Genomic DNA, 18904 nt, shown 5'->3' with positions numbered 1-18904 from the left:
GCGAGCCAGGTGAGACCCCGCAGCGAAGGCACCGAGCGAGGAGGCTCACGGATCGCCCGCGGAAAACGAGCGTCTGGAGCGAAAAACAACAGACAAGTTTAACAAAACCAAAAAAATTAAGTGACATAAGTGAGGAGTGAATAATAATGGGACTTGGTAATATTGGCTTTCCTGGATTAATTATGATACTAGTCATTGCTCTGATTATTTTTGGGCCGTCAAAACTTCCGGAAATCGGCAAAGCATTTGGAAAATCTCTGAGAGAGTTTAAAAAAGCAACAACAGGCCTGGCATCAGATAACGAGGAAGAAGCATCAGAAAAGAAAAAAAATCTGACGGAAGCCCATACGGAACAGGCGAATAGCGAAGAAAAAAAAGGATGAAGGAAGCCGGATCGATATGAAAAAAAGCGGCCAAGGCATGACACTGCTGGAGCATCTGAATGAACTTCGGAAGCGATTCATCATTATTCTGGCAGCTTTCATCGTCAGTTTCGGCATCTCTCTGATCTTTGTACGCAAACTTTATTACTGGCTGATCTATGATCTGGGGATCCATGGGAAACTGACCGTTCTCGGACCGACAGACATCATGTGGGTTTATTTTATGCTTGCCGGTGTCATCGCTCTGGCTGTTACGATACCTATTACCGCATGGCAGCTCTGGATCTTTGTTTCGCCAGCACTGACAGAAAGAGAGCGGAGAATTGCATTGTCTTATATTCCTGCTATCTTTCTTCTGTTTATCTGCGGCATCTGTTTTGGTTATTTCGTTGTTTTTCCGAATATCCTTCGCTTTCTGGTGTCGCTCAATGCTGGTATGTTCACAGTCATGTTCACCACACAAAAATATTTCGAATTTTTAATGCAAATTGTTGTTCCTTTCGGGATCCTTTTTGAAATCCCGGTGGTCGTCGTATTCCTTACCAATCTAGGCATCCTGTCACCGGCCCGGATGAAGAAGATGAGAAAAATAGCGTATCTTTGTCTGGTCGTTCTGGCAACGATGATTTCTCCTCCGGAATTCATCTCCCATATGCTTGTGGCGATCCCTCTTCTTTTGCTTTATGAAATCAGTGTGGCATTGTCGGGGTTCGCGTACAGAAGGAGAATGAAAAGGATGGCCGCGGCTGAAAAGGATCTGCCTGTGACTCTCTGAACAGATCCGCAGGGATATGGATAAAATATCTGCATTTAGTTGCGGCAGGACAGCCCATATGTTAAATTAAAAATAGTGGATTTTGAACGTTGATCCGAAGATTGGGGCGAGTTGATGCATACATTTTTGTTGATTCTGATGATTGCCGCTGCAGTCATCATGGTGGTACTGATTATGATGCAGAGGAGCCGCGGCGACGGCCTGTCCGAGGCGATTACCGGAGGCGCGGAACAGCTTTTCAGCAAACAGAAAGCTAGAGGCATTGAAGTTGGCCTGAACCGGTTGACAATCTTTTTTGCCGTCATCTTTTTTGTTTGTGCTTTTTTGCTTGGGTACTTTTTTAAATAACCGAATAAGATGCATCCAACCGGAAAGACGGCCATCGAGGCTGCCGCTCCGGTTTTTGTCATTCATGATTAAATGCGGACTGCGTTCCATGATTTTCCGGCCGGTTTTAGACCTGAACGCTCGGATGGCGTATAATGGAAACAGATAATGGCAGAAAGCGGCGAATCCCCTCCTTACACGCTGTCCGTCAGGAGACAGGGGATGCAAAGGGAGGTCCTTCTATGGCGAAAATCAGGCCGCCCAGGCCATTTCTGTTTGAAGGGGGAAAGCGGGCCGTTTTACTGCTTCATGGGTTCACCGGAAATTCCGCGGATGTCCGCCAGATTGGCAGGTTCCTGAATAAGCGGGGTTATACTTGCTACGGACCGCATTACTCCGGGCACGGCGTTCCGCCGGAAGAACTGGTTAAAACGACGCCGGATGACTGGTGGTGGGATGTGCAGGAGGCTTATCAGTTTCTGGAAAATTCCGGTTTCAGGGAAATTGCGGTCTGCGGCCTTTCAATTGGCGGAGTATTTTCCCTTAAATGTGGCTACACTTTTCCTGTAAGAGGTATCGTTCCAATGTGCGCGCCGGCGGATACCAGCAATGAAAGCAGACTTTATGCCGGAGCCATCGGGTATGCACGGAATTATAAGATGTATCAGGAGGAACCCCGGTCGCAGATTGATACCGAAATGGCGGCTGTGAGCGAAAAAATGCCCGAACTTCTGTCGGCGATCGGCGTCCTGATCCGTGAAGTACGTTCGAATCTTCACCGTGTTACAGCCCCGGCGTTTATTGTTCAGGCTGCCCTTGATGAAATGATCAATCCGGACAGCGCCGATATTATCTATCATGAAATACAATCGAAAATCAGACAGCTCAAGTGGTACGGGCAGTCCACTCACGTAATTACGTTGGGAACAGAGAAAGCGCAGCTGCACGAGGATATTTATGCGTTTCTTGAAAGCCTGGATTGGTCTGTTTCCTAAAGGACAGGGAGGTTTATATATGGCGGAAGAACGCATTTCAAAAATTCTGGATTATATGCGGGAAGAAACATACCGGCCGATGACACTGGAGGAATTAGAAGAAGCTTTCAGCGTCAGTGATTCGGAAGGATTTACTGAATTTGTAAAAATACTGAACGAAATGACCGAGCAGGGTCTGGTGATTAAAACCCGCTCGGACCGGTACGGATTGCCGGAAAAAATGAATCTGATGAAAGGCCGCGTGCAGAGCCACGCCAAGGGATTCGCTTTTATCATTCCAGAAGACGAGAAGATGGACGATGTCTTCGTCGGACCAAATGATTTGGCCGGAGCGATGAATGGGGATACCGTTGTTGTCCGCGTTTCCTATAAAACCTCCGACCGCGGGGATCGGGCTGAGGGTACAGTCATCCGGATTCTGGAACGGGCAATCAAGCAGGTCGTCGGCACGTTCAACGCGGGCAAGCACTTCGGTTTTGTTATACCCGACGATAACCGGATTAATGGGGATATTTTTATTCCCGAGAATGCGGAACACGGCGCCATGGAAGGACATAAGGTCGTCGCTGAAATCACGAAATACCCTGAAGGGCGTAAAAATGCCGAGGGCATGGTCACCCAGATTCTCGGCCACAAGAATGATCCCGGGGTTGATATTCTGTCGATCATTTATAAGCATGGCCTGCCGCTTGAATACCCTCCGGAAGTGATGTCGGAAGCGGAAGCGATTCCGGAAGAGATCTCGGATAAGGACCGTGCCGGCCGGCGTGATCTGCGTGACGAAACGATTGTGACGATCGACGGGGAAGATTCCAAGGACCTTGATGACGCAGTGACCGTGGCTAAGCTTGAAAATGGAAATTATAAATTGGGCGTACATATCGCCGATGTCAGTTACTATGTGACAGAGGGTTCAGCTCTTGACGCGGAAGCGTACGAGCGGGGCACGAGTGCCTATCTTGTCGACCGTGTGATTCCAATGATTCCGCACCGGCTCTCGAACGGCATCTGCAGTCTGAATCCTCAGGTCGATCGACTGGCAATCAGCTGCGAGATGGAGATCGATCCTCAGGGCATTGTGGTCGCCCACGACATTTTCCCGAGTGTGATCCGCACGACGGAGCGTATGACGTACAACAATGTCAGAAAGATTCTGAAGCGCGAAGATGAGGAAGTGCTCGAACGCTATCATGATCTGATTCCTTTCTTTGACCTGATGGCTGAGCTTGCGAAGGTACTCGAGAAGCACCGACAGGATCGCGGCGCGATTGACTTCGACTTCACCGAAGCAAAAATCATTGTCGATGAGGAAGGTAAACCGACCGACGTGGTCATCCGCGAGCGGACGGAAGCGGAGCGGCTGATTGAATCCTTCATGCTCGCGGCCAATGAAACGATCGCGGAACACTTTGAAAAACGTCAGCTGCCGTTCCTCTATCGTGTCCACGAGGAACCCAATCCGGAGAAACTTCAGAAGTTCTTTGATTTTGCGGTGAATTTCGGTTATGTACTGAAAGACTCGCCGGAGCACGTCCATCCCCGTACACTCCAGTCTCTGCTGGAAAAGGTCAAGGGACAGCCGGAAGAAGCTGTCATCAGCACGGTAATGCTTCGGTCGATGGCAAAAGCGAAGTATGACGATAAATGCCTCGGACACTTCGGGCTTTCAACCGAATACTATACCCACTTCACCTCGCCGATCCGCCGCTACCCGGACCTTACCGTCCACAGGCTGATTCGCAAGTATTTGTTTGATGGGCATACGGACGGCAAAACGCAGGCTTTTTGGAAAGCACAGCTTCCGGAAATTGCTAAAAGCACATCTGCCAGCGAGCAGCGCGCGGTGGAAGCGGAACGTGATACGGACGATCTGAAAAAAGCTGAATTTATGCAGGATAAAGTCGGGCAGACCTTCGACGGTGTCATCAGCGGCGTCACGAACTTCGGACTCTTTGTTGAACTTCCGAATACGATTGAGGGTCTGGTGCACATCAGCTATCTGACAGATGATTACTATCGCTACAGCGAAGAAAATATGGCGCTGATCGGCGAACGGACAGGTCATCTGTATAGAATCGGCGATGAGATACAGGTGAAGGTGCTTGACGTCAACATGGAAGAGCACGCCGTTGATTTCGAAGTTGTCGGCATGAAGCCGCAGAAACCGAGAGTGCACAAATCACGTCCGACCATCATTCAGGGAAAAGCCCCGGATGACGGAAAGAAAAAGCGGTTTGGCGACAAGCCTTCCGCCGGACGACCGGACCATCGAAAGTCTTATCAGAACAGTAATGGTGGCGGTAACCGGAATTCCGGTGTCAAGAACAGGCCGCATTTCAAAAGTAAAGGCAGAAGCAAATAAAACATGATCAAAGGAGAATCCGATGCGATTCTCTTTTTTTTTGCGTGTCAAAACTCGCTTGTGTATGATAAATTTTTGGTCTTGTGGAGGTACCCAAAGTAAAGATTTGTTATAATGAAAGGAGATGGAAGCGCATAAATCGCGAAGTGTTCTATTAGCGATCCGGGAGTAGTGGAAGCTTCGGAATGATGGAACAAACGATAGATGACCAGGAGGCCCTCAATGATGAAACTTTTGGCTATGGATATGGATGGGACATTATTAAACAATCAGCGAACGATCAGTTGGGACAATTTGAAAGCGCTACGTTTTGCAAGATCAAAGGGTGTCACACTAGCCATTGCTTCAGGACGTGCTTTTTTTGATATTAAAAATCTAATGCGTGAAATTGATATGGAAACGCATATCATCGGAACGAATGGGGCGACGATCCATACCATTGATGGCAAATTGCTGGGCGCGGCTTCCCTTGATCGTCCAGAAGCTCTGGACATTGTCGCTCATTTGGTGGAACAAAAGTATTATATCGGCGTCTATTCAGAACATCATATCTATGTCCCTGAAGATGGAACAGACTGGCTGCATGAGGAACTCAAACGCTTGCACATTCACGAGGACCGCTCGGTAGGGTTTCAGGGGGCTACCCGTGATGATTTTTATCGATTCTTCAGCGACTGGCATGAAATCAAGGCTAGAGGGTCCGAAATTTTTAAAATCATCATTTGTTCCTATGATGATGCGAAACTTCAGAAAGCGCGCAGTTTTTATGAAGCGAAACATCGCTATAGTATTGTGACCAGCGGTGTGGGGAATTTTGAAATCATGGCTCAGAATGTATCGAAAGGCAATGCACTTTATCAACTTGCTAGCTACCTTGACATACCGCTCAGCGATGTCATGTCAATCGGCGATAATTATAACGACCTCTCCATGTTCGAAGTATCCGGTGTCTCAGTCGCAATGGGTAATGCCGATGATGTGATCAAAAGCAAATGTGACCGGGTGACGCTGAACTGTAATGAAGACGGTGTGGCACATGCTATTTATGAGGAACTGAACAGAAAGTAAGGCCTGAAGCGGCCAGAGCTCGGGGATTCATCTGATAGGGGATGATTTGACTTGAAAAAAACATTGAGGTATCTGATTTTTTTTGCTGCCAGCTTTGTGATCCAGTGGATATGGTATACGATGGTGACCCCGGGTACACATAAATCTTTGCTGAACATGCTGCTCGCTTCTCTCGTTTTTGTTTTCATCCTGTTTATACTTGACCTAGTTCCCAAAAAAAGATAGGGTGAAGGTGAACTACTCGGCTATGAATAGCCAAGCTTCTGGGAACACAGCTCACTTGCTTCGAAAATGCTGAAGTAGAGGCCACTGCTTTTTACCATGGTTCGTCCCGAACCCGCCGGCTCACTGCTTAACGGCCAAAAGCGAGCTGCTTGATATTGATCGCTGCGTTGACATCTCGGTCGTGGTGCGTGCCGCATTGCGGGCACGTCCATTCCCGGATAGCCAGGACTTTCTTTCCATCGTCATGCCCGCACGTGGAACAGATCTGTGACGTTTTGTACGGATTCACAAGCTTGAGCTCTTTGCCGTACCACGCACACTTATAGGTGAGCTGCCGCCGGAGCTCGCCCCACGCTTGGTTGGCGATCGCCCGGGCGAGGGTATGATTCCGAAGCAAATTTTTAGTTTTCAAGTTCTCCAGGGCGATCCGGTCATACGTTTTCACGAGTTGGGTCGTCAATTTATGGAGCTTGTCCGCCCGCTGGTTCGCTATTTTTTCATGAATCAGAGCGACTTGAAGGCGGGCTTTGGCTACGTTTTTAAAATCCGCCAAGGTGCGGGGTACGGGCACCTTTTGGTGGTGGTCCCAGGCAATAGCCTTTTTCGCTAGCCGTTGCCGCCGGGCTAATGTTTGCTGCCAAAGGCGAAGCTTATGCGCCAAGAGCTTGTCATGACGGCAGGTGCCCTGTCTTTGAACATCCGAACCCACGAGCAGGTCTTTTACGCCTAAATCATAGCCGACGGTTTGGCCGGTTTTGGGGAAGGCTTGGTTTTCGCCTTCCACGGTTAAGACGGCAAAGTATTTCCCTGTCGGCGTGCGGCTCAGGGAGACCTGTTTGATCGTTTCAGGGGGCCGTTGTCCTGCTTTAAAGCGAAGGATCCCCAGTTTCGGTAGACGAATCCCATGATGGCCGACGGGCTGGATGTTGCCATTCACGCACTTGGAGGTATAGCTCTGCCGAAAGAATCGTTTGGCTTTGAACTTAGGATGCTTCTTCTCCTTCTTAAAGAAAGCAATAAAAGCATCCGTTAAATATTTGTTGACCATCTGGAGACTGGTACTCTCTGCATCCTTAAGGAATGGATGTTCTTTTTTCAGTTGAGGGAGTAAGTTGTTCAGCTCATAGATGTGTAAAAAAGAAGCCTTGGGATTATTTTCTTGCCGCTCATTGAGCATTGCCAGCATCTGATTCCAAACAAAACGCACACAGCCAAAGTTTTGAGCCAATTGCTGGCGTTGCTGTTTATTGGGATAGATTCTCAATTTTAAGCCCTTCGTAACCATGGGATTCACCTCCTTCTGAGATGATTATAGCACACATGTTCTCGTTTTAACACAACAAGGTTGGTGATCTTATCTCTATGGGGTTGCCCAAGACGCGGATTCATCTCGTCATTAAAATGGACGAGTTTTCTCCACTGGCAACCTTTAAAAAAAGGCTGCGCTTGCGGCGCACCGTATGCTTAGCCTATAATGATTAGATGGTAGCAGTCAGGCAGGTGGAGAAAATGGTAAATGTTGAGGGCCGTGTCCTTGCTCAGAACCGCAAGGCACATCACGATTATTTTATCGAACAGACCGTGGAATCCGGAATTGTTTTGCAGGGAACGGAAATCAAGTCGATCCGCAAAGGAAAAGTCAATATCCAGGATGCCTTTGCCCGCATCGAGAACGGTGAAGCGTATCTTTACAATATGCATATCAGCCAGTATGAACAGGGAAACCGGTATAATCATGAACCGCTCAGAACGCGTAAGCTGCTGATGCATCAGAAAGAAATCAGGAGATTGGGCGCCGATGCGGATAAACCGGGCTACGCACTGATTCCGCTTAAAGTTTATTTGAAAAATGGCTTTGCAAAAGTGCTTGTCGGTCTCGGACGAGGCAAAAAAATGTTTGATAAGCGGGAAACGCTAAAGAAACAGTCAGCGGAGCGTGAAATTGCAAAAGCCTTCCGCGCCCGGCAGAAGATGTGAGCGTTTAAATCTGAATGGGACAGCCATGCGTCGCAAGGATCGGGCAGAATCTTTGACGCGGGTTGTCCTGTTTATTTACGATTAAAGTAATCTGTAGAGGAGCTGGTGATTCTTTTGAAAAAGATTCAAATCGGGAAAACGGATCTGCGGGTCCGTTCTTTAGGACTCGGAACCAACAAAATCGGTGGATACAACCTGTTCCCAAATCTGGATGATGAAACAGGCAAAAAAGTCGTGCAAACGGCCATTGATCATGATGTTGAAATGATCGATACGGCGTATATGTATGGTCTCGGCCACTCGGAAGAACTGATCGGTGAAGTGCTGCAGCATAATGACCGCGACAAAGTGGTTCTGGCATCCAAGGCGGCGCAGCAGGTAGCAGAAGACGGAACGGTCACGCTGAATAACACACCGGAGTTCCTGACCAAGTCCGTGGATGAAGCCCTGAAACGTCTGCAAACCGACTATCTGGATATCTTCTACATTCATTTTCCAGATCAAGAGACACCTAAAGCCGAAGCGGTCGGTGCGCTGCAGCGACTGAGAGAAGCCGGAAAACTTCGCGCCATCGGTGTGTCAAACTTCTCTCTGGCGCAGGTTAAAGAAGCGAACGCAGACGGCTACGTGGATCTCGTGGAGAATCAATATAATTTATTGCAGCCGGACGCCACGAACGAACTGGTTCCCTATCTGAATGAAAAAAATATATCCTTCGTACCATACGAACCGTTTGCCGCTGCGCTCCTGACCGGCCGGTATTCACTGGAAAACCTGCCTCACTTTGAGGAAGGTGACCATCGTCTGAAGATTGAACTGTATGAACCGGATCAATTGAAAAAGAATGTGGCCAAGGTCGATCAGCTGAAGCCGATTGCCGCTCGCTACGATGCAACGGTTGCGCAGCTTGTTCTGGCATGGTATCTCAAGAACCCGAAAATTGGCCCGGTCATCCCCGGCGCGCGTACCCCTGAACAATTATTGAGCAATGTTAAGGCTTATGATGTTCAGCTGAGCGATGCGGACTATGAAGCCGTGGCTAAAATTTTTGCATAAATTGAAAAGGTAAAAGAGATTTAGGCTGTGCGCCTGGGTCTTTTTTTGTTTGAAGAGCTTTGGAAATCGGTCTTCACTGGGAAGAAATCGGTCTTCATGCCGATAAATCGGTCTTCACTGGGAAGAAATCGGTCTTCATGCCGATAAATCGGTCTTCACGAGAAAAAATCGGTCTTCCTGTAAATAAATCGGTTTTCACAAAAATAAAATCGATGTTCAGAGCTTAGATGGGCGTTATTCATTGCAACCTGAGTTTATAAAATTTCGGAACAACTTAATCCTATTAGTCAACAAGGGATGCCCGTGAAAGGCATCCCTTGTTGATAATATTCGGTCTTAAATATTATTTGTGTGCCACAAGCATAAATCTTGAGGCATTTGTTTCAATTCCCTTATCCGCTGTATGAGTTTGGATGAACGCATCAAGAAATTTAAAATCTTCTTTGCGTTCTCCAAAATCAGGCACAATTGGTGTATGCTTTAACAAAAAAATCAAGTCTTCTGGACGGGAATAGTACTCAGTCACATTGGACTCAAACGTTTGTATGTTGCTGAATCCTGCGCTTTGTAATGCCTTGATGTACTTTTTCCTCAATGTTCCTTGTGGTATTCCGTAAGCTTGACCTCTGCCAAAAAATTCTTTGATATTCGACTTGTCATTCTCACTTACTTGTTGCGTCAAGAATATCCCATCTTGAGCCAGAACCCGAGACACTTCTTTTGCACTGAAGTCGGAATGCCTGCACGTGACCAAATCGAAGAATTGGTCTGGAAAATCAAGTCGTGTTGCGTCCATTAGCAAAAACCGGACGTTCTCTTTCTTTTGCTTCTCCAGATTTGTCATGGCTGTTGCAATCATTCCTGAGGAACAATCGATACCCACCAGAAGTAATACAGAATTGCTTATAGATAATGCGGCTTCTCCGCCTCCAGTGCCGATATCGAGTAATATCTCAGATCCTTTGGCTTTTTCAACAACATGGCTAAAGAGGTTTACGCTCTTTCCCTCAGTTAGAGACACTACCTTGCTGAAATTCCAGCCGTTCTCAACACCAACTCGATCATAGAACGCTTTATAATTAAATTCTTTCATCCTCATATCCACCCTTCAAAATTAACAGGCACCAGACGCAGAGTGCCTGGTTTTTCCATGAATGCTTGGCGCCCATTCAAGTTCTAAGTTTCATAACGACCAAAGGGCAAACTCCACCCTTGATGGCTGGCACGCGTTTTTACCCAGCCCGAAACTTAGATACTTCGAATGATACGGAGAAACATCCGCTTCACACCTCTTTTGAAAGATTGGATCCATTATATCACAAAGCGATCAACGGTCTTAGTCTGGTATTTCATTCCTCTTCTCACTAGTGCCGCAAAGAAAAAATAATGTATCACAATAAATCATAATTTTATGCAGTCAGCAACAATGCACAAAGTAAATCTGTTCCTGGAGAGTAATGAAAACAATAGATAGGGCAGAGGCATAGTGTTGACGCAACGCGTTTCTAGAGAATAGAACTAATTATTGGAAAATAATGAAAGCGAATTGCTTGCATCCATCTCGTTAATCAGTTTATAAAGAGAATAATAAAGTGAATGGGGGATAAGCAGATGCCGCTGCCTGGTCAGAATATAGATACTCCATTAATGACATCAATTCTTGTTACAAAATGCCACATTCCCAAAATAAAAACAGAAACGCTTCTCCGACCAAGATTAGCTGCGCTGTTAGATCAAGGGATACAAAGAAATTTGACTTTTATTAGCGCGCCGGCAGGCTATGGAAAATCGACGTTGCTTGCTGAGTGGACATATCGACTGGATCATCGTCCGGGTTGGCTCTCTTTAGAACAGGCAGATAACAATCTTGTTCGTTTTTGGCGGTACTTGATTGCATCAATAGATGTTCAAGACTTTGGTTTTGAAAAAAGAGCGCTGCCTTACTTAAATATGCTCTATCCAACCGATTTTGAGCAGGCCCTCAACATGATTTTAAACGAGCTGCAGAAGACAGAACAAACACTTGTGTTGATCTTGGATGATTTTCACTTCATAACAGAAAAAAGCTTAGTCTCGTCTTTTTCCTATTTTATAGAACATTTGCCTGATCACGTCCATCTTTTTATTGCTAGCCGAACGGAACCTCCTTTTCTATCGGCGAAGCTGCAAACCAATCAACTTTTGCACCGCATAGATGCAAAGGATCTATCATTTACCAATGCGGAGGGTGCTGATTTTTATCTTCGCTGCATGAAGCTGCATTTGGATCAGAAAGTAATTGCGGACTTGGTGCAGCGAACGGAGGGCTGGGTGACAGCTCTGAAACTGGCTGGAATGGCATTGCAGTATCCGGATCAAACGTTAACTAATATTCAAAACTTTTCCGGAAATTTTCGTTTGTTGGAGCAATATTTGCTTGAAGAGGTTTTTCATCAGCAAAGTGAACCGGTACAGAAATTTCTGATGGAATGTGCCGTTCTTAAACGAATGAATGCTCATCTATGCAACGCGATTACTGGCGAAGACAATGGGCAGGTAATGCTTGATGATCTGGAACATGCCCAGCTCTTTCTGACTCCATTGGACGAAGTGCATGGCTGGTATCGGTTCCATCATTTATTCTCTGAATTTCTACAACATAGGATGAAGCGAACGAATCCTGATCGAATTTCATTACTGTATCTGAATGCAGGAGAATGGTGTGAAGAGCAGCTTTCTGAGGAAGAAGCATTAGAATACTACATAACCGGAGAACATTTTGAACCTGCTTTACGTTTGTTGGGAAAAATGACAACGAAAATGTTGCGTATGGAATGGTCACTATTAAAATCATGGTTGTCCAAGATACCTAGGGCAATGCTTTTGGAATGTCCATCACTCTACTTTTCCTACGCACTCTCCTTACTTTACGGTGATAAAAGGTACAATTTAGTCGAAAAAATGCTTAGTGAAGCGGAGAAACAGTTTGATCGTTTGTCAGGCAGTTGGACGACGGATGAAAAGAATAATTTTTGGGGCAGTTTTTATTTTGTAAAGGCATATTTTTCTGCGGAGGCATTACACGACATGAATCTGGTCGTTCAGAATATGAAGCGTTCCAGACAATTTAATCCGTCGGGACCGAAACTCGTTTTCGCCCAGAAAAATATGGGCACGCCTTCCATGGTCAAAGATCATGTTGCGCCGCCTGAAGGTCAATTGCATCGTTCACTTCTGACTCCTTTTTACCAAAATATAATCGCAACGGTGGATGATCTGGATTTGGGATCTCCGGCAAGGGTCGGACTCTCTGAGTTCCTTTATGAATGGGATGACCTTGACGAAGCTGAATCTACATTAAATGTCGTTTTTGAATCAACAGATTTTAATAATCCAGTTGCTTCCGAAGCGTTGGTACCCGCGTGGCTATTGCATTCCCGCATCAAAAAAGCTCAAGGATTATTGGTTGAAGCCGAGCAAATCTTGCTGCAGGCAAAGAGGAATTGTATGGTTCTAGGGGTTCCCTCGGCACTGATCTATTTCGATGCAGAGCTGTCCGATCTTGCTCTAAAGAAGGGGAATATGGAACCGGCGGATGAATGGATCAAGCACTATTCGCTGTCCATTAATGATGAATTATCAGTCGCTCGGCTGTTCGAATATCTTTTCTTGCTACGTATTTTAATTATTAAAAATTCCTTTGAGGAGGCGTGGGCATTTTCTGAAAGGCTTAGAACGGTCTCCTATAAGGGAGAACGTGTTTTCTATTGGACGGAAGTCATGATCTTACAATCAATTCTTCTGCAGAAGATGGGAAAAACAGAGTTCGCTCTTGAAAAGTTGAGAACAGTATTAAGTCGAACGGAACCCGAAGAATTTATACGCATCTTTGTCGATGAAGGGAAGCCGATGGCAGAATTACTTTCCCAGTATGTCCGGTTGCCGAAGGGCATACAAACCGGAGGCGCGCCATCTCTGAATTATATTCGCTCACTCCTGTCTCGTTTTAGAAACAAGATAGGTGAGTTGACGGAGGATCAGGCCTCTGTCGTGGTCAATCCGTTGACTGACCTTTTAACGGAACAGGAAAGTAACGTGCTGCAATTAATTGTACGAGGAATGAAGAACAAAGAAATTGCTGAAAAACTGAATATCAGCTATGGCACGGTCAAAACGCATATCAATAATGTATACAGTAAACTCGACGTTCACAGCCGATTGGCAGCGATTCGAAAAGGAAAAGAATTGGGACTTTGAATTTATTCACGAAAGATCCACCCCTGTCTCTACCCGAGGGTGGATCTTTTTTTTGACATTTTTAGATATAATTTTATACGAAAGAGTGATGTGACATATATCACAATGAACACTATTTATGAAATTTTCTATAAGAAAGGAGATGATCCAACAAACATGCATTCGAAAAAATACTCTTTTATTTTTCTTGCTTTTATAATGTTGCTATCACCAATTGTTCAATTATTTACCTATCCCCAAGTAGGGCTTGCGGCTGCCTCGAGCTTCGCCGGGGGTAACGGAACAGCAGAGGATCCATGGATGATCGCAACACCGCAGCAATTGGATAATGTACGTAATGATTTATCTGCCCACTATCAATTGGTAAATGATATTGATTTGTCATCGTATGTATCATCAAGCGGTGCGGGTTATCATGGCGGTGCCGGCTGGGAACCGATCGGAAATGAATCAACCACTTTCACAGGTACATTTGATGGGCAGGGGCACAAGATCATCGGACTTCAGATCAATCGTCCTTCGAGCAATTTTATTGGACTGTTTGGTGATGTCGGCCTTGGGGGAAAGGTTGAGGATATCGGAATAGAGGGCGGCAGTGTCAGTGGAAATATGCACATTGGCGGATTGGCAGGCTCAAACGATGGGGGAAGTATTGTTAACTCCTATTCTTCATGTATCGTATATGGTGATCGTGGAACAGGAGGTCTGGTGGGACGTAACCTGGGCAATATTACCAACACCTATGCGACTGGAAATGTAAACGGCCGCGATGGCGCCGGTGGACTTGTTGGTTATGGATATGGAGGCGGCATCAATAATACCTACGCAACGGGTCGTGTGAACGGCACATCTTCTGTCGGCGGCCTTGTAGGCATTAATGCCGGATCCACAATTCTGAACAGCTTTTATAATACTGAGACAACGGGTCAATCCGATACTGGCAGGGGGACACCGAAGACAACAGCAGAGATGAAGACCAGCTCAACCTACACAGATGCCGGTTGGGATTTTGACAATACGTGGGGTATTAATTCGGCGGTAAACGGCGGCTATCCATTTTTTGTTTCACACTATTTAGTGACCTATAATGACAATGGCAGTACTGCAGGGAGTGTGCCGACCGACAATAATGCGTATAAGGAACAAGATACCGTTACCGTACAGAACAATACTGGCAATCTAGGAAAAGACGGGTACACTTTCGATGGCTGGAATACAAAGCCGGACGGGAGTGGAACGACTTATGCGCCAGGTGCTCAGTTAACAATGGGTACATCCGATGTAACACTATATGCCAAGTGGACAAAAAACTTTTACTTAATAACGTATAACGGGAACGGAAGTAACGAGGACGATATAACATACACCACTCCCCTATCGGAACCGGGTACACAATTTGACGTTGTGGCTAATCAATTTACCCGATCTGGTTACAGTTTTACTGGATGGAATACCAAAGCGGATGGAAGCGGCACGACTTACCAACCTGGCGACAAATACACTTTAGGTACATTCAACGTGACAATGTACGCCCAGTGGGCTCCTATAGCGCAATACCACGTAGCATATGACGGAAACGGCAATGACGGAGGCTTTGTTCCACCTCAGTCGGTACTTACCGCATCAGGTGATACAGTAACTGTACAAGGAAATCTCGGTGAACTTAGCCGATCCGGCTATACATTCGAGGGGTGGAACACCGAATCAGATGGAAGCGGCACGACTTATCATGCTAATGACCTTTTAACGATCAGCGAGTCAAGTGTCACACTGTACGCCCAGTGGGAGATTAACAGCTATTCGGTCAGTTTCGAGAGGAATGGTGGGTCGGCTGCCGATGATCAGACGGTGAACTATGGTGATAAAGTCTCAGAGCCGTCTGAGCCAGCCCGCACAGGTTACACTTTTGATGGCTGGTACGCGGACAGCGGGTTGACAAAGGCATTCGATTTTAGCACGGTGATCACCACTAATAGGACACTTTATGCTAAATGGAACCCCAACCACTACACCGTTCGCTTCGACAGTAATGCAGGGAGTGCAGTCACTGCTATTGACGCTGATTATGGGGCAATAATCAGCGTTCCCTCCGTGCCGACAAAAGAAGGCTATACTTTTACCGGATGGTACACGGACAAGAATTTGACGGAGACCTGGGATTTCAATAAGGATACTGTTGCAGGGGATACGACACTCTATGCGAAATGGACTGCCAGCAGATACTCTATAATGTATGACGGGAATGGTAATGATGGTGGCAGCGTGCCTAGCAATGAGAGCGATCAGTATAAGAGCGCAGTCACTTTAGCCAGGAATACAGGTAACTTAAGTAAAATAGGCTACACATTTACCGGATGGAATACAGAATCAAATGGAAGTGGGACGGCCTATGCACCTGGAGACTCTTTTACATTGGGATCTGCAAATGTCCAGTTATATGCCCAGTGGACGATTAATCCTTATACTGTCAGTTTCGACAGCAATGGAGGTTCGGCAATCAGCGATCAGAAGTTGAATTATGGCGATTCGGCCGTCAAACCTGCCGATCCCTCGCAAACGGGTTATACATTTGCCGGCTGGTACGCAGACAACGGTCTGACTAAGGTTTTTGATTTTGGTACGAAAATTACTGCAGATACAACACTCTATGCGAAGTGGACTGCCAATCCGTACACGGTACATTTTGAAAGTAACGGGGGTAGCACGCAACAGGTCGATCATGCCCGAACCAATCTGACTCAGGAACGCACCGGATTAACGGCTCAGACCGTCGACAAGAAGAGACTTCAGGCGAAATCAGACATACTGCCTACTACCGGAGACGGCAGTGACTTCTTCGCGATGCTAAGCGGGCTGGCTCTGTTCATATTCGCTGGGCTGATCACCTTCATCACCAGAAGACTTAAGAAGAACAACTGACCGGTAAATTGTCTTCAAGTTCAATCTTATTGGGAGTGAACCTATTCAGGGCTCGCTCTTTTTTGGTATTTAATCGCTACAAATTTTTTGCAAGATACAAAGCCAATTCAAAAAAAGAATAAACTGGATGAGCTGCAGTTCTTTCTAAACGTCTAGGCCTCCATTTCTTATCTTCAATGTCGACATGATCAGCCGTATAAAAGAAGTGATAAGTCTCTGTATGACGATATTGTGCCCAAGCCGCCACCGCTGAACACTCCATGTCAACAACTTGACATCCCATCTCAAGACGGTGCTTTGTTTTATTTGGTGTTTCCCTGAAAAATCCGTCAGTAGTCCACGTTTTTGCTGTCATATAATCGACATTTGCCTGGTCAAAAACACGAATAAGTTTTTTAATGCTCTGCGGGTTGATCTCAATTTCATCAGCAGATGGAGCATAGTGGTAACTTGTTCCCTCATCACGTATCGCACTTGTAGGAACAATGACTTGATGAGCTGGGATTGACTTGTCAAGCACACCACATGAGCCAAATAGGATGACCTTTTTAACACCGTTCGCCATTAGTTCCTCTAATGCTCCGATGCAATTTGTCGCTCCGAGTTCTGCACGAGCTATGGTGTAGTCTCTGTCTCCGTCTTTGTATAGGTAAACAGGATATGATTGGTTAATCGAGTGTTGTTCGCCAACCCAAATACAGTTTTCACTTGCAATAATTTCAGCCATAACCTCACCAGAGAAAGGAGCAATTAATATCTCAGGCAATCGATCTACTGTTAACGTCATGTCAGAATCAAACGGTGTAATGATTCCTTCAGCCGGGTCAAATTCTTCTAATATCAATGGGGTTCCTCCTTGTTTATTTTTGAACATTGTAACACTCATCCGCTTTCTGTAAAGATTTCAGAAGTAGATTTTACACGATTCATATCGAAATCAAAGCCAATACGGTCAAGGATATTAAACCATGCGAAAAATATGGGCAAGTCTTTCGTCGCACACTTAATGGAAAAAAGTTGCACAAATTCTTATTTCGTGTTACAATTTTTGCACTGCAAGAATGACGCAGTACAACAGTTATGGAAGTTTTTTCATTTTCCAGCACGCCCGTTATTTAACGGGGACGTTACGGATTCGACAGGGGTAGGTCGGGTTTAAGCGGCGAGCCGAGGGGGTCGGCCTCGTAAAAACGCCAAAGCCATAACTGGCAAAGAAAACAACAACCTCGCTTTAGCTGCCTAATCAGCTTTTAGCGGTCCCTCCCTCCATCGCCCATGTGGTAGGGTAAGGGACTCACTCTAGTGGGATACGCCGGAAGCCTGCATCCTGAAGGCCAGGGAAGAGATCAATCGGGATAGTCCCGCGAAAGCCTGTCGGCGGGCCGACGCCGGGGCGAAATGCTAATATGTCGACTACGCTCGTAGAAACTTAAATCACGATGCTTCTGGACGTGGGTTCGACTCCCACCGTCTCCATTCGGAGCATTTTATAACTTTTTTAGAATCCTCAAAATCGTTGATATGACGCGATTGTGAGGATTTTAATTTTAGATCATTTTATAATTTTGCTGGCTAGAAACTACGCGCATCATTGAAGATACAGATACGAAAGTCTATCTAGAGAAAAACATCGAGAGCAGTGATCTTAAAGTATGGAAAAAGCAGCATGCAGAAAATCATGATTTCACAGCAAACAGGAATATATTTGAAACTTCGGCGGGAAGCCCCAAAAACAGAAAAATCATCAGCCTCTGCACAGGTGGACGACTTCAAGTTAAAACATTATCAAAAACCAACTAATGTCATTGTAGTACAATGACGATTCGAGTTCTTCACACGCCGGCATAGCTGGCCATGATTAAAAAGATAATAAACAGAGAACAAAGGACGAAGGTAAGCAGACAGACGTTTAAGCCAATTTTTAGTGATGGGTGTTTATAGTTCTTCCAAAGTCTAACAATACTGATCACATAGGTGATCATTCCTGTGAGCGAAAAAAATAAGGTCATTATGTAAAAAAATTCTGCAAAATTTATTTCTATCCACGGTTGGGGGAAAAACACACCGATAGAAGATAGACAGAAAAAAACTGTCGTAGTAGCAAAAATCATTGTGATGATTGGGAATGTCATTTGATTCGTCCACTTTTTCTTCAATGGCATTACCTCCAAGTAAATCTAGGGCCACTTGGCAATCATTTTAACATATGGACGATTATCAGTAATTATTATTGCTCTATAATATACCTATGATTAACAACCGCAACTGAAATCAATATTCTAAAACCAAGCAGACGCTAGTCGTTTGATACCCAAGACTGTGTCTTTTTCTGATATCCTGCTATAGCCAATTAGCCATTAGTTCGAGTAGATCTTTTTAAAAACAGATCAAATCAGGAAATCAAAGAATTATTAGATATCATTGCTTTGAATTTGTTAATATAGCTGTAATTAATGTAATTGTCAATTGAAAAATCCCCCACATCGTCATTAAAAATTCCCCCACCTTATATTTGATTAAGCAGGGAAATTGAAATCCAAAAGTTAAAACGGATCTAATCCCAGTTGAAGATTTTCCCTTT

15 protein-coding genes and 1 other RNA gene are annotated in these 18904 nt (G+C 45.5%); 12 read left to right on the top strand and 4 right to left on the bottom strand.

Features of this window, described 5'->3' with window-relative positions; translation table 11 throughout:
* The first annotated feature begins 146 nt into the window (after nucleotides 1–146).
* From E4665_RS12025 to E4665_RS18175, 7 genes are all read left to right on the top strand, one after another.
* Nucleotides 147–383 (top strand): twin-arginine translocase TatA/TatE family subunit, encoded by a 237-nt coding sequence (locus E4665_RS12025; protein ID WP_135349040.1) that lies wholly within the window; start codon nucleotides 147–149, stop codon nucleotides 381–383.
* Between the two features lie 16 nt (nucleotides 384–399).
* Complete coding sequence (tatC, locus tag E4665_RS12020) at nucleotides 400–1158, top strand: twin-arginine translocase subunit TatC (RefSeq protein ID WP_135349039.1); 759 nt, start codon at nucleotides 400–402, stop codon at nucleotides 1156–1158.
* Nucleotides 1159–1272: 114 nt separating this feature from the next.
* Complete coding sequence (gene secG, locus E4665_RS12015; RefSeq protein WP_135349038.1) at nucleotides 1273–1506, top strand: preprotein translocase subunit SecG; 234 nt, start codon at nucleotides 1273–1275, stop codon at nucleotides 1504–1506.
* Between the two features lie 221 nt (nucleotides 1507–1727).
* Nucleotides 1728–2480, top strand: a complete 753-nt coding sequence (locus E4665_RS12010; protein WP_135349037.1) for an alpha/beta hydrolase — start codon at nucleotides 1728–1730, stop codon at nucleotides 2478–2480.
* Nucleotides 2481–2499: 19 nt separating this feature from the next.
* Nucleotides 2500–4842: a ribonuclease R gene (gene rnr, locus E4665_RS12005; RefSeq protein ID WP_135349036.1), complete on the top strand. Its 2343-nt coding sequence runs from the start codon at nucleotides 2500–2502 to the stop codon at nucleotides 4840–4842.
* Nucleotides 4843–5064: 222 nt separating this feature from the next.
* Nucleotides 5065–5910, top strand: coding sequence for a Cof-type HAD-IIB family hydrolase (locus tag E4665_RS12000; protein ID WP_135349035.1), 846 nt, complete (start codon nucleotides 5065–5067; stop codon nucleotides 5908–5910).
* A gap of 51 nt (nucleotides 5911–5961) precedes the next feature.
* The gene (locus E4665_RS18175) at nucleotides 5962–6135 is read left to right on the top strand and encodes a hypothetical protein (RefSeq protein WP_167815198.1); all 174 of its coding nucleotides are present in this window, start codon (nucleotides 5962–5964) and stop codon (nucleotides 6133–6135) included.
* Nucleotides 6136–6262: 127 nt separating this feature from the next.
* Here E4665_RS18175 and E4665_RS11995 read toward each other — a convergent pair whose 3' ends face one another.
* Nucleotides 6263–7420: an RNA-guided endonuclease TnpB family protein gene (locus E4665_RS11995; protein WP_135349034.1), complete on the bottom strand. Its 1158-nt coding sequence runs from the start codon at nucleotides 7418–7420 to the stop codon at nucleotides 6263–6265.
* A gap of 224 nt (nucleotides 7421–7644) precedes the next feature.
* Here E4665_RS11995 and smpB point away from each other — a divergent pair, with 224 nt between their 5' ends.
* Entirely contained in the window at nucleotides 7645–8112 is a 468-nt protein-coding gene (gene smpB / locus E4665_RS11990) for an SsrA-binding protein SmpB (protein WP_135349033.1), read from the top strand.
* Between the two features lie 114 nt (nucleotides 8113–8226).
* Complete coding sequence (locus E4665_RS11985; RefSeq protein WP_135349032.1) at nucleotides 8227–9168, top strand: aldo/keto reductase; 942 nt, start codon at nucleotides 8227–8229, stop codon at nucleotides 9166–9168.
* A 343-nt stretch (nucleotides 9169–9511) separates the two neighbouring features.
* Here E4665_RS11985 and E4665_RS11980 read toward each other — a convergent pair whose 3' ends face one another.
* Nucleotides 9512–10261 (bottom strand): class I SAM-dependent methyltransferase, encoded by a 750-nt coding sequence (locus E4665_RS11980; protein ID WP_135349031.1) that lies wholly within the window; start codon nucleotides 10259–10261, stop codon nucleotides 9512–9514.
* Between the two features lie 518 nt (nucleotides 10262–10779).
* Here E4665_RS11980 and E4665_RS11975 point away from each other — a divergent pair.
* On the top strand, nucleotides 10780–13404 hold the full coding sequence (locus tag E4665_RS11975; RefSeq protein ID WP_167815197.1) for a winged helix-turn-helix domain-containing protein: 2625 nt from the start codon (nucleotides 10780–10782) through the stop codon (nucleotides 13402–13404).
* 156 nt (nucleotides 13405–13560) lie between these two features.
* Entirely contained in the window at nucleotides 13561–16323 is a 2763-nt protein-coding gene (locus E4665_RS11970) for an InlB B-repeat-containing protein (RefSeq protein ID WP_167815196.1), read from the top strand.
* A 76-nt stretch (nucleotides 16324–16399) separates the two neighbouring features.
* Here E4665_RS11970 and E4665_RS11965 read toward each other — a convergent pair whose 3' ends face one another.
* Nucleotides 16400–17167, bottom strand: a complete 768-nt coding sequence (locus tag E4665_RS11965) for a nucleoside phosphorylase (RefSeq protein ID WP_206663585.1) — start codon at nucleotides 17165–17167, stop codon at nucleotides 16400–16402.
* 276 nt (nucleotides 17168–17443) lie between these two features.
* Between E4665_RS11965 and ssrA the strand changes: the two genes are divergently transcribed.
* Nucleotides 17444–17802: a transfer-messenger RNA gene (gene ssrA, locus E4665_RS11960) on the top strand.
* A gap of 353 nt (nucleotides 17803–18155) precedes the next feature.
* On the opposite strand, the gene E4665_RS11955 is transcribed toward ssrA, so the two are convergent.
* Complete coding sequence (locus E4665_RS11955) at nucleotides 18156–18479, bottom strand: hypothetical protein (RefSeq protein ID WP_135349028.1); 324 nt, start codon at nucleotides 18477–18479, stop codon at nucleotides 18156–18158.
* Between the last annotated feature and the right edge of the window lie 425 nt (nucleotides 18480–18904).

Source organism: Sporolactobacillus shoreae, assembly GCF_004684935.1.
GTDB lineage: Bacteria > Bacillota > Bacilli > Bacillales > Sporolactobacillaceae > Sporolactobacillus > Sporolactobacillus shoreae.
The sequence above is the reverse complement of the archived record's forward strand: the minus strand, read 5'-3'. Positions and strand labels throughout refer to the sequence as shown.